Source organism: Martelella sp. UBA3392, assembly GCF_002358775.1.
Classification (GTDB): Bacteria; Pseudomonadota; Alphaproteobacteria; order Rhizobiales; family Rhizobiaceae; genus Martelella; species Martelella mediterranea.
Genome location: NZ_DEPM01000208.1, coordinates 1 through 11,571 on the forward strand (window position 1 = coordinate 1; position 11,571 = coordinate 11,571).

Annotated in this window: 14 protein-coding genes; 9 read left to right on the plus strand and 5 right to left on the minus strand. The window is 62.9% G+C overall.

Going from position 1 to position 11,571, the window contains the following annotated elements; translation table 11 throughout:
- Window positions 1-94 precede the first annotated feature (94 nt).
- From B4E36_RS16255 to ubiG, 6 genes are all read left to right on the plus strand, one after another.
- Window positions 95-526 carry an ASCH domain-containing protein gene (locus B4E36_RS16255; RefSeq protein ID WP_345900576.1) on the plus strand — a complete coding sequence of 144 codons (432 nt, stop codon included), beginning with the start codon at window positions 95-97 and terminating at the stop codon, window positions 524-526.
- 7 nt (window positions 527-533) lie between these two features.
- Complete coding sequence (locus B4E36_RS16260) at window positions 534-776, plus strand: DUF4160 domain-containing protein (protein ID WP_200335657.1); 243 nt, start codon at window positions 534-536, stop codon at window positions 774-776.
- Entirely contained in the window at window positions 751-1,026 is a 276-nt protein-coding gene (locus B4E36_RS16265) for a DUF2442 domain-containing protein (RefSeq protein ID WP_200335658.1), read from the plus strand. The genes B4E36_RS16260 and B4E36_RS16265 overlap by 26 nt, the downstream gene beginning before the upstream one ends.
- A gap of 219 nt (window positions 1,027-1,245) precedes the next feature.
- Entirely contained in the window at window positions 1,246-1,866 is a 621-nt protein-coding gene (locus B4E36_RS16270) for a hypothetical protein (RefSeq protein ID WP_292053876.1), read from the plus strand.
- Window positions 1,867-1,908: 42 nt separating this feature from the next.
- Window positions 1,909-4,350, plus strand: coding sequence for a phenylalanine--tRNA ligase subunit beta (gene pheT / locus B4E36_RS16275; protein WP_292053878.1), 2,442 nt, complete (start codon window positions 1,909-1,911; stop codon window positions 4,348-4,350).
- Between the two features lie 114 nt (window positions 4,351-4,464).
- Window positions 4,465-5,217 (plus strand): bifunctional 2-polyprenyl-6-hydroxyphenol methylase/3-demethylubiquinol 3-O-methyltransferase UbiG, encoded by a 753-nt coding sequence (gene ubiG / locus B4E36_RS16280; RefSeq protein WP_292053880.1) that lies wholly within the window; start codon window positions 4,465-4,467, stop codon window positions 5,215-5,217.
- A 25-nt stretch (window positions 5,218-5,242) separates the two neighbouring features.
- Here ubiG and B4E36_RS16285 read toward each other — a convergent pair whose 3' ends face one another.
- Window positions 5,243-5,776 carry an SH3 domain-containing protein gene (locus B4E36_RS16285; protein ID WP_018067452.1) on the minus strand — a complete coding sequence of 178 codons (534 nt, stop codon included), beginning with the start codon at window positions 5,774-5,776 and terminating at the stop codon, window positions 5,243-5,245.
- 191 nt (window positions 5,777-5,967) lie between these two features.
- Between B4E36_RS16285 and B4E36_RS16290 the strand changes: the two genes are divergently transcribed.
- A complete protein-coding gene (locus B4E36_RS16290; protein ID WP_292053883.1) occupies window positions 5,968-6,975 on the plus strand; it encodes a 2-hydroxyacid dehydrogenase in 1,008 nt (335 codons plus the stop codon).
- Window positions 6,976-6,981: 6 nt separating this feature from the next.
- On the opposite strand, the gene B4E36_RS16295 is transcribed toward B4E36_RS16290, so the two are convergent.
- Complete coding sequence (locus tag B4E36_RS16295; protein WP_292053885.1) at window positions 6,982-7,563, minus strand: L,D-transpeptidase family protein; 582 nt, start codon at window positions 7,561-7,563, stop codon at window positions 6,982-6,984.
- Window positions 7,564-7,639: 76 nt separating this feature from the next.
- Between B4E36_RS16295 and B4E36_RS16300 the strand changes: the two genes are divergently transcribed.
- Window positions 7,640-8,323: a response regulator transcription factor gene (locus tag B4E36_RS16300; RefSeq protein WP_292053888.1), complete on the plus strand. Its 684-nt coding sequence runs from the start codon at window positions 7,640-7,642 to the stop codon at window positions 8,321-8,323.
- A gap of 33 nt (window positions 8,324-8,356) precedes the next feature.
- Window positions 8,357-8,803 (plus strand): Crp/Fnr family transcriptional regulator, encoded by a 447-nt coding sequence (locus B4E36_RS16305; protein ID WP_292053890.1) that lies wholly within the window; start codon window positions 8,357-8,359, stop codon window positions 8,801-8,803.
- A 46-nt stretch (window positions 8,804-8,849) separates the two neighbouring features.
- On the opposite strand, the gene B4E36_RS16310 is transcribed toward B4E36_RS16305, so the two are convergent.
- Genes B4E36_RS16310 through hemH form a run of 3 tightly spaced genes read right to left on the minus strand, consistent with a single transcriptional unit; the run spans window position 8,850 to window position 11,399 of the window.
- Window positions 8,850-9,311, minus strand: a complete 462-nt coding sequence (locus tag B4E36_RS16310; protein ID WP_292053892.1) for an NfeD family protein — start codon at window positions 9,309-9,311, stop codon at window positions 8,850-8,852.
- Window positions 9,312-9,316: 5 nt separating this feature from the next.
- The gene (locus tag B4E36_RS16315; RefSeq protein WP_292053894.1) at window positions 9,317-10,324 is read right to left on the minus strand and encodes an SPFH domain-containing protein; all 1,008 of its coding nucleotides are present in this window, start codon (window positions 10,322-10,324) and stop codon (window positions 9,317-9,319) included.
- A 37-nt stretch (window positions 10,325-10,361) separates the two neighbouring features.
- Window positions 10,362-11,399 carry a ferrochelatase gene (gene hemH / locus B4E36_RS16320; RefSeq protein WP_292053897.1) on the minus strand — a complete coding sequence of 346 codons (1,038 nt, stop codon included), beginning with the start codon at window positions 11,397-11,399 and terminating at the stop codon, window positions 10,362-10,364.
- Between the last annotated feature and the right edge of the window lie 172 nt (window positions 11,400-11,571).

Below are 11,571 nucleotides of genomic sequence, written 5' to 3' on the forward strand. Positions count from 1 at the left end.
ACCTGCGCGACTTCTTCGCCGCTGACCAGCGCTGGACGAGCCATTACGGCTTCCGGCCGCTCGACATCCCGACGCTGTTCGGCGGCCTGTCGTCATGACCGCGCTTCCGGAACGCTACAAGGACGCCGTCCAGTTCGCGTTCGGCGATACGCCGGCGCTGAAGGACGAGCTTCTGGCGCTGGTGCTTGCCGGCAAGAAGACGGCGACCTGCACCGCGCTCAGGGATGTGAAGGACGCGCAGGAGCCGATGCCGGAAGTCGGCCGCCGCGACGTGGTGCTGGACGGCGCCGGCAAGCCCGCTGCCGTGATCGAGACCACCGAGGTGACGGTTCGCCGGTTTGACGAGGTCGACGAGGACTTCGCGCGCGACGAGGGCGAAGGCGACCTGTCGCTCGAATACTGGCGCGAAGGCCACGAAGCCTATTTCGCCCGCAATGGCGGCTTCGAGCCGGACATGGAGCTGATCTGCGAGCGGTTCCGGCTGGTGGAGACGCTGGGTGAATACAGGCGCGGGGCAGAGACGTGAGGAAGGGATGCCGACCGTTCTGAAGAAATACGGCATACGCTTCCATTTCTACGGTTCGGACATGGGCGAGCCGCCGCATATTCATGCGTCCGGTCAGGGCGGAAAGGCAAAGGTCTGGCTCCATTCCGGCGAGATGGCGGAATGCAAAGGCTTCAATACCGTCGATGTGAAGCGTATTCTGTCCGTGGTTGAAGAACACAAGGTCGAGTTTCTGGAGGCATGGGATGACTTCTTCGGATCCATATCCTGAACATGAGCGACCGGTCGCAGCATGGTGCGATCCGGCCCACGTTCATGTGCGACTTGCCGATGATCGCGAAGTGGTGACGCCGCTCTGGTGGTATCCCCGCCTTCTGGCCGCAAGCCCGGCCGAGCGGAACAATGTCGAGCTGATGCTGGATGGCGTTCACTGGCCGGATGTCGATGAGGATCTGTCCGTTCGCGGGATGCTGAGTGGGTGGAAGTATCCGAACGCGGTTGAGCCGAGGGAAGTGGCTTGATGAAATACCACTTGCGTCATGCTCGGGCTTGACCCGAGCATCCAATCACCTCCGACGCGAGCGGAGGTTGCGGGTCTGGCGCAAACGCCTGTCGCGGGGAAACACCTGGATCCCCGGGTCAAGCCCGAGGATGACGCCCAGAGGGGGCGTTAGAAAAGCAGAAGCAGCATGCAACCGAAACTGAAAGGCAAAGCGAGCGCATTGAGCGGAGTCTAAAGGGTGAGCATAAACGAAACGACGATACCGCTAGAGTGGCTTACTCCTGCAATTGCCGTCTTGGCACTGTTGCTTTCTGCTGGGCATATTTGGGTGTCGCAGTTTTGGCGTGGAAGGGTATTTCTCACACAGCCGATGATTTTCTATTTTGGGTGGGATGACCGACAAGAGGAATCTGTTCCGAAGATAATGTTGAGAGCAGCTCTATTTTCTGAAGGTGTTCGCGGCCAAGTGGTCGAGGCGCTTTCTATTTTGGTGAAGAATGCCGATGGCGAATTCGAGTTTGCGCTGTGGGGATACGATGAAGGACATGGTTTGATGCGCGGTAGTGGGATCTTTATCGGATCGGCGGGCCACATTGCCTATCACCATTTCAATCCGGTCGATGCCGAGCACACTTTCGCATACTCTGGCACAGACTATGAAGTTAAAGTCCTCGCTAAGCTTTTTGGTAGGAGATCGCCCACAGTGCTAGGACGCTACCAATTGTCATTGGATCAAGAAATTGAAGGGATTCCGTTGGCGCATGGAGAGGTTGGTGTCATCTGGAACTGGTCGATGCAGGAAGATTGCTATTACCGTGAAGTTTCTCGACGCCCAACGGGTAAGCTTGAAATTTTATAACCTCCTCTTCCCGAATGCTGTCAGACGAATTGGATTAAAATCATGAAATTCACACTGTCCTGGTTGAAGGACCATCTGGAGACCGAGGCCTCGCTTGCGGAGATCTGCGAGCGGCTGACGACGATCGGGCTTGAGGTTGAGGAGGTCGACGACAAGGCGGCCTACCGGCCGTTCACCATCGCCAAGGTCATCGAGGCGAAGCAGCATCCCGATGCCGACCGGCTGAGGGTGCTGACGGTTGACGGCGGGCCGGCGGTCAATGGCGGCAAGCCGCTTCAGATCGTCTGCGGCGCGCCCAATGCGCGCACCGGGCTTGTCGGCGCGCTGGCGCTTCCGGGGACCTATGTGCCGGGCATCGATGTCACGCTCTCGGTCGGCAAGATCCGCGGCGTCGAGAGCCACGGCATGATGTGCTCGGAAAAAGAGCTCGACATGTCGGACAATCACGACGGCATCATCGACCTGCCCGACGATGCGCCGATCGGGGCCTCCTTCGCCGAATATGCCGGGCTCGATGATCCGGTCATCGAGATCAACCTGACGCCGAACCGCCCGGATTGCACCAGCATTTTCGGCATCGCCCGCGATCTGGCCGCTTCCGGCCTCGGCACGCTGAAGGCGCGGCCCGCGCCCTCTTTCAAGACCGAGGGTGAAACCCCGGTCGGCCTTACGCTCGATTTTTTGGCGGAAGACAGGCATCTCTGCCCCGGCTTCGCGCTGCGTCTGGTGCGCGGCGTCAGGAACGGGCCGAGCCCGAAATGGATGCAGCAGCGCCTGATCGCGATCGGCCTGAGACCCATCAACGCTTTGGTCGACATCACCAACTACATGACCTTCGATCAGGGTCGGCCGATGCATGTCTTCGACGCCGCCAAGGTCAAGGGCGGGCTCGTGGTGCGCCGGGCGAAGGCTGGCGAGACGCTGCTGGCGCTCGATGAGCGCGAGTATGAATTGAATCATGACAATGTCGTCATCGCCGATGACAACGGCGTCGAGTCGATCGGCGGCATCATGGGCGGCGAGCACTCCGGCTGCGACGAGAATACCACCGATGTGCTGATCGAATCGGCGCTGTGGGACCCGATGAACATCGCCCGCACGGGCCGCGACCTCGGCATCATCACCGATGCCCGCTATCGCTTCGAGCGCGGCGTCGATCCGGAATATATGGTTCCCGGCCTGGAGCGCACCACCGAACTGGTGCTGGAACTCTGCGGCGGCACGGCCGCGGAGAAGAAGGTCGAGGGCTATGACGGTTATCAGGCCAAGGTGATCGACTATCCGTTCTCCGAGGTGAAGCGCCTGACCGGGCTCGATGTCTCGCCGCGCGAGAGCAGCGATATCCTGACCCGCCTTGGTTTCACCGTCGATGGCGCGGGCGAGCGCGTGTTCGTCACGGTGCCGTCATGGCGGCCGGATATCGAGGGCAAGGCCGATCTGGTGGAAGAGGTCATGCGCATCCATGGCGTCGACAACATCAGGCCGGAGCCGTTGCCATCCGCTGGCGCTGTCAATGAGAAGATCCTGACCACGCTGCAGATCCGCTCGCGCGCCGCGCGCCGCGAGCTTGCAGCGCGTGGCATGCTGGAGGCGGTCACCTGGTCCTTCATTCCGGAAGATCAGGCGAGGCTCTTCGGCGGCGGCGCGCCTTCGCTGAAGCTGTCGAACCCGATCGCCGCCGATATGTCCGACATGCGCCCCTCGCTGCTGCCCGGCCTGCTCACGGCCGCCCGGCGCAATGCCGCGATCGGCCATGGCGATGTCGCCCTGTTCGAGGTCGCCGCCACCTATGAGAATGACAGGCCGGAGGGCCAGCGCCGGGTTGCCGGCGGCATCCGCCGCGGCACGGCAACGCTTTCCGGTTCCGGCCGGATGTGGTCGAACGCCGACACCGGCGCCGGCCGCGCGGTTGGCGTGTTCGACGCCAAGGCCGATGCGCTGGCCGTGCTGGAAGCCTGCGGCCTGCCGATGGGCAATGTCCAGATCGTTTCGGGCGGGCCGGACTGGTACCATCCCGGCCGCTCCGGCACCATCAGGATGGGTCCGAAGATCGTGCTCGGCCATTTCGGCGAGTTTCACCCGAAGGCGCTGGAAGCGCTCGATGTCTCCGGCAGGCTGGCCGGCTTCGAGATCTTCATCGACGCCATGCCGGAGCCGAAGAAGAAGCCGACCCGCACCAAGCCGGCGCTGACGCTGTCGCCGTTCCAGGCCGTCACCCGCGACTTCGCCTTCGTGGTCGACCGCACTGTGGAAGCCGGCGCGATCGAGCGCGCGGCGGCCGGCGCCGACCGCAAGCTGATCACCGGTGTCACCGTCTTCGACATCTTCGAGGGCGCGTCACTCGGCGAGGGCAAGAAGTCGGTGGCCATCGAAGTTGCGATCCAGCCCGCCGAGCGCACGCTGACGGACGAGGATTTCGAGACGCTGACGAAAAAGATCGTCGCCAATGTCGGCAAATCGACGGGCGGCGTGATCCGGGCTTAAGCGGCCGAAATCGGCTCTTCGCGGGAGACAGGTGCGCGCATCTGTCTCCCGCCCACGCCTTGCCGCATCGCCCCCTCGCCCCTATAACCTTGGGAAACAACCCTGGAGAAACCGATGACCGAGGCTGCCGGCAAGACGACGATCGATGACGCACAGGTCGAGTGGTTCTCGAAGATGGCGGCCGAGTGGTGGGATCCGCGCGGAAAGTTCAAGCCGCTGCACAAGTTCAACCCGGTGCGCATCAGCTATATCCGCGAGAAGGCCTGCGCCCATTTCGGTCGTGACGTAAAGTCCGCCCGCCCGCTGGAAGGCCTGCGCGTGCTCGATGTCGGCTGCGGCGGCGGGCTGCTGTCGGAGCCGATGGCGCGCATGGGCGCAAGCGTCGTGGGCATCGACCCCGCGGAAAAGAATATCGGTATCGCCAACACCCATGCCGCCGAAAGCGGCGTGCCGGTGGACTACCGCGCCGTCACGGCGGAGCAACTGGCCGAAGACGGCGAAAGCTTCGATATCGTGCTCAACATGGAAGTGGTCGAGCATGTCGCCGATGTCGATTTCTTCATGACGACCTGCGCTTCGCTGGTGAAGCCGGGCGGCATGATGTTCGTCGCCACCATCAACCGCACGCTGAAGGCCGGCGCGCTCGCAATCTTCGCCGCCGAGCGGGTGCTGCGCTGGCTGCCGCCCGGAACCCACCAGTATGAAAAGCTGGTCCGCCCGGAGGAAATCGAGACGCCGCTGAAGGCGTCCGGCGTGACGCCCGTGGAGCGGCAGGGCGTGTTCTACAGCCCGCTGACCGATAGCTGGAACCGCTCGAAGGATACCGACGTCAACTACATGGTGTTGGCGGTAAAGCCGGAGGCCTGACCGGGCCAGACGGGTTTGCGCCGCGTCAGTTGAACACTTCGTTGGGATAGACGCCCCAGATATCCTTCTGGTGCATATAGCCCTTGACGCCCTTGACCGAGAGCTCGCACCAGGTGCCGTCGCATTCTTCAAGATTCACGATCACGCCGGGTTCCACGCTTGCGACATCGCGCGCCGAATCATCCTTGCCGGCCTTCAGCGCCAGAAAGTTCTTGTCGTCCGCGTTGGCGCTGCGCAGCCAGGGCGCGATCATGGCGTTGCGCTGCGAGGAAAGCACGGAGACATGCATCCAGCCCTCGGTGCCGTCGGCATCGCGCACCTGCCGCCAGACGCTGTATTCCTCGGTGATTTCGACGGGAAGGCCGGGACGCTTGTAGATCCATTTGGTGGCGTAGTTGAAGCCGGGGCCGACGCGCATGCGGGCGCGATCCGGCTTGATCATGGCAAAACGCGGCAGCGGCCCGCCCGAAGCGCCCTTGCGCTCGGTCTGCGCCATCGCCGGCTCCAGCATGGCGAAGACAAGCAATGTGCAGATCAGCAATCTTGCCAGACGACGCATATGACCTCTTCGAATGCCGTTTTCCCGGCCTGTTGTGTTTTGTTCGCGCGGGTTTGCGGCCACGCGCCTGCCCCTTCAACGAGGGATTTACGTGTCCGAAGCGGTTTTCGTCATGGGAAGAACCGCTTCAGGTGGAAAAGCGCCCTCATTATGTGCATTATCGCCCGACATGATTAATGAGCTGTTAACCGATGAATAACCCCAGAAAACCCGTCGTCGTCGTCACCCGCAAGCTGCCCGCTTCGGTGGAGGCGCGGATGGGGGAGCTGTTCAGCGTCGAGCTGAACCATGACGACCGGCCCTTTTCGCGCGAAAGGCTCGCCGAGGCCATGGCCCGCGCCGACGTGCTGGTGCCGACGCTGACCGATACGATCGATGCCGCGCTGATCGACAAGGCCGGCCCGAATCTGAAGCTGATCGCGAGCTTTTCCAACGGCATCGACAATGTCGATGTCGATGCGGCCGCCCGCAAGGGCATCACCGTCACCAATACGCCGAATGTGCTGACGGAGGATACGGCCGACATGACCATGGCGCTGGTGCTGGCGGTGCCGCGCAGGCTTGCCGAGGGGGCCAGGCTTCTGGCCGGCAGCGCGCCGGATAGCTGGCAGGGCTGGAGCCCGACATGGATGCTCGGACGGCGCATCTGGGGCAAGCGGCTCGGCATTGTCGGCATGGGCCGGATCGGCACGGCGGTCGCGCGCCGCGCCAAGGCCTTCGGGCTTTCGGTGAACTACCACAACCGCAACCGCGTCAATCCGGAGACCGAGGCGGAGCTGGAGGCGACCTATTGGGACAGCCTCGACCAGATGCTTGCAAGGGTCGATATCGTGTCGGTCAACTGCCCGTCGACGCCGGCGACCTATCACCTGATCTCGGCCCGCCGGCTGGCGCTCTTGAGGCCCGAGGCCTACATCGTCAACACCGCGCGCGGCGACGTCATCGACGAGGCGGCGATGATCCGTTGCCTGGAGGAGGACCGCATCGCCGGCGCCGGGCTCGATGTGTTCGAGAACGAGCCCGCGATCAATCCGCGGCTTCTCGAGTTGGCCAAGGCGGGCAAGGCCGTGCTTCTGCCGCATATGGGCTCGGCCACGCTCGAAAGCCGAATCGACATGGGCGACAAGGTTATTATCAATATCCGCACCTTCTTCGACGGCCACCGCCCGCCCAACCGTGTGCTGCCGGGGCGGATCTGAGCCACTTCAGCCCATGACCCTCAGCGGCGTACCCGCCCTCAGATGGGGCAGCAGAACGCGCATCGCCTCAGGCGCGATCGCCACGCAGCCGGCGGTCGGCGAGAAATCCGGGCGGGCGAGGTGGAAGAACACGGCGGAACCACGATTGCGGGCGCGCGAGCGCATGTTCCAGTCCATCACGATCACGAGGTCGTAAATGCCGTCGTCGCGTTGCAGGCGTTCATGGCTCGCGGCGAAAGGCAGGCGGACGGGGCGGTTATAATTCGGCGAGGCCGGCGCGTCGCACCAGCCGTCATCGGCTTTGGTCGCCATGATCCGCAATCCGGAATGCGGCCAGCCTTGCCGATGCCTTGGGTCGCGATAGCCGTAAAGCAGCGCCATTGACGCGATCGGCGTCCTGCCGTCGCCCTCGCGCTTGAAGGCCGTGATGCCGTTCCGGCCGATTGCAGCCCGAAAGCGGAGCGGGCCGAAGGCGAGGATCGCGCGGTGGGCGGGGCCCGGCACGCGGCGCACCACGATCACGCCCCGTGTTTTCGTCGCGGAACGGCTGGTTTTCTTCACTTTTTTTTGCTTTGTGCGTGAAATCATATAGTTTCATAGCAATACGCCCGGCCATGGCGTATCGCAATGGTCTTCGGGGATGCGAGGCAGAGGGCAGGTGCGGATGACAGAGCGGACGATACTTCTCGTCGATGACGATGCGGATTTGCGCGAGACGCTGGTGGAACAGCTCGGGCTTTACGATGAATTCATTCTCCGCTCCGCCGATTGCGCGGCCAAATCGCTGAAGATGCTGCGCGAGGAACAGATCGATCTCCTGATCATGGATGTCGGCCTGCCGGACATGGATGGCCGCGAGGCGGTGAAGATCGCGCGCAAGAACGGCTACAAGGCGCCGATCATCATGCTGACCGGCCACGACACCGACAGCGACACCATTTTAGGCCTTGAAGCGGGTGCAAACGACTATGTCACCAAGCCATTCCGCTTCGCCGTGCTTCTGGCGCGCATCCGCGCCCAGCTTCGCCAGCACGAGCAGAGCGAGGACGCGACCTTCAATGTCGGGCCCTATGTGTTCAAGCCGGGCCAGAAGCTGTTTCACACCGCGGACGGCCAGAAGATCAGGCTCACCGAAAAGGAAGCCTCGATCATCCGCTATCTTTACCGCGCCGGTCAGAAGGTGGTAACCCGCGACATGCTGCTGGAAGAGGTCTGGGGCTATAATTCCGGGGTGACGACGCACACGCTCGAAACCCATGTCTACCGCCTGCGCCAGAAGATCGAGGAAGATCCGTCGAACGCGCGTATTCTGGTGACCGAAAACGGCGGCTACAAGCTGGTGCCCTGATACGGCTTTGCCGGTTCGGGGAAGGGGGACGAGATGGCACTGTCTGACGACATCGCGACGCTGCGCCGCGCGGAGCTTTTTTCGGGTCTTTCGGCCGAGCAGCTTCGCCTCATCGCCTTCACCATCGCACGGCTTTCACTTGATGCAGGCGACAGGCTGTTTGATGAGGATCAGGACAGCGCGGGCGCCTATATGCTCGAAAGCGGCCATCTCGATCTTGAGGCGGGCGGGCGTTCCGCCGGCATTGCAGGACCCGGCAGCCTGCTGGCCGAGGCAGCGCTCATCAGCCCCGTGCCCCATCGTTTCGCCGCCCGCGCCAGTGCGCCATCGGAGCTCCTGTTGATCCGGCGCGAACAGTTCCTGCGTCTGATCGAGGAATATCCCGATATCGGCCGCGAAATGGAAAACCGCCTGCGCCAGAGCTTCGCCGACATGGTCAGCGCGCTCGGCGCGGTTAAGACGCGGCTTTCGGATTTTTAGGTTCTTTCCGAGCGGGCGCTATGGCGCTTCAAGCGTCTGCTTTTCTCTACACCGGTTCCACAACCAGCTTGCCGCCGTCATTGCCGGTGATGCGCACCTTGGCGCCCTGAGCCGCGTCCGGCCCTTCCGCCGTCCATGTCGTGTCGTCCAGTTTGATGCGGCCCCGACCGTTGGTGATCGCCTCGCTGACGATCGCGGTGCGGCCGATGAGGCTCGCCGCGCGCTGGTTCAGCAGCGGCTGGTCGGAGGTCGTGTCCCGGCGCGAAAGCACCCGCCGCCCGACGAGGATGCTCACGAAGGCGAGCACGGCGAAGAGCACAAGCTGCAACTGCCAGACCCAGAAGCCGAAGCCCTGGAAGGGCAGCGACAACAGGCCAAGGATCAGGGCCGCAATCCCGACCCAGATCAGGAACACGCCCGGCACGATCAGTTCGGCCACCAGCAGCAAGAGGCCAACAATGAACCAGCCCCAGGGACCGGACTCGGCGAAGAAGACGAGCAGCTCCATCGCCGTCAGCTTTCCTTGCTGGAGCGCGGCGGGCGCACCGATGGGGTCGAGCGGTGGGGCGGCGGCGTTGCTGCCGCCTTGCCGCCGTCATCACCACCGAAGACTTCCTTGGCGATCTGGCCGATGCCGCCCAGCGAACCGATGAGGGAAGAAGCCTCCATCGGCATCAGTACGATCTTGGAATTCGTCGAGGTGCCGATAGCCGCCATGGCTTCGGTATATTTCTGCGCCACGAAGTAGTTGATCGCGGTGACGTCTCCTTCGGCGATCGCCGTGGAGACCGAGCGGGTCGCGTTGGCCTCGGCCTCGGCCAGCCGTTCGCGGGCCTCGGCCTCGCGGTAGGCGGCCTCGCGCTCGCCCTCGGCTTCCAGAATGGCGGATTGCTTGGAGCCTTCCGCGCGGAGAATCTGGGCGGCGCGGTGTCCCTCGGCATCGAGGATCTGCGCCCGCTTTTCGCGTTCGGCCTTCATCTGCCGGCCCATGGCCTCGACCAGATCGGCCGGCGGGCGGATATCCTTGATCTCGATGCGCGTGACCTTCACGCCCCACGGCTCGACCGCCAGATCGACGACACGGAGCAGGCGCTCATTGATGGAATCGCGGTTGGAGAGCAGTTCGTCGAGATCCATCGAGCCCATGACCGAGCGGATATTGGTCATGGTCAGATTGAGGACCGCCATCTCCAGATGGGCGACCTGATAGGCGGCGGAGGCCGGATTGAGGATCTGGTAGAAGCAGACGGCATCGGCCTCGACGCTGGCATTGTCGCGGGTGATGACCTCCTGCTCGGGCACATCCAGCACCTGTTCCATGATGCTGATGCGCTTGCCGATCCGGTCGATGAACGGGATGATCAGGTTGAGGCCCGGCGTCAGCGTGCGGGTGTAGCGGCCGAAACGCTCCACGGTATAGCCATAGCCCTGCGGCACGGTCTTGATCCCGGCGAACAGCGTCAGAAGGATCAGCACCGCCAGTATGATGATCGTGATGGAAAATCCTGTCAGTGCTTCCATGTCGTTTCCTCCTTCGGCCGGTTTCTCCGGCTGTTATTCAATTTACCCAGCCCGACAGCTCGCGCGCAACCACGTGGTCGATCACCCGCATGCCCTCGTCGCTGTCGTTGAGACAGGGAATATGGGTGAATTTCTCGCCGCCATGCTCCATGAAGCTTTCGCGGGCCTGCTCGCCGATTTCCTCCAGCGTCTCCAGACAGTCGGAGACAAAGCCGGGATTCATCACCGCGATCCGCTTGATGCCCTTTTTCGGCAGCGCCTCGACGGTCTTGTCGGTATAGGGCTGCAGCCATTCCTCCGGCCCGAAACGGGACTGGAAGGTGATCATCAGCCTGTCCTTGGAAAGCCCGAGCCGCTCGCGCAACAGACGCGCGGTCTTCTGACACTGGCAGTGATAGGGATCGCCCTTCTTGAAATAGGACTGCGGAATGCCGTGGAACGAGGTGATGATCAGTTCCGGCTCCCAGTCGAGCGTGGCGAGGTGGTTTTCGACCGATTTCGCCAGCGCATCGATATAGACCGGGTCGTCGTGATAGGGCGGCACGGTGCGCAGTGCCGGTTGCCAGCGCATGTCGAGCAGGGCCTCGAACGCCTTGTCATTGACCGTCGCCGTGGTCGAGGCGGCATATTGCGGATAGAGCGGGTAAATCAGGATACGCTCGCAGCCGGCCGCCTTCAGCGCCTCGATCCGCGCGGGGATCGACGGCTGGCCGTAGCGCATCGCCCAGTCGATCACGAGGTTCGGCGTGTCCGCGTACTGCGCGGCGAGCTTTTCGGCCTGGCTGCGGGTATAGGTGCGCAGATAGCTCTCATCCAGCTCGTTGTTCCAGATCAGCTTGTAGGCCTCGCCGACCTTGGCCGGGCGGCGGTTCAGAACGATGCCGTAGAGGATCGGATACCACAGCGCCCGCGGCCATTCGATCACGCGCTTGTCCTTCAGGAACTCCTCAAGATAGCGCCGCATCGAAGCCTTGTCGGTGCCGTCCGGCGTGCCGAGATTGACGAGCAGGACGCCGACCTTGCCGAAGGCGACGCTGGGGTGTTTGTCCGGCCAAGCGGCATGCATTTCTGACATCGGCAGTCTTTCCATTGTTGTCGTTGTCGGTTGTCATATAACAACGCAAACAAGGCTTCGCCAGATTATACGGTGTCGCAGATGGATCGTGGTGTACGCCGTCTGTTGCTGACATTGAAGATGTATGGGCTTGGCAGCAAACAATCTCCCCCCTCAAGGGCAGGGGAATCGC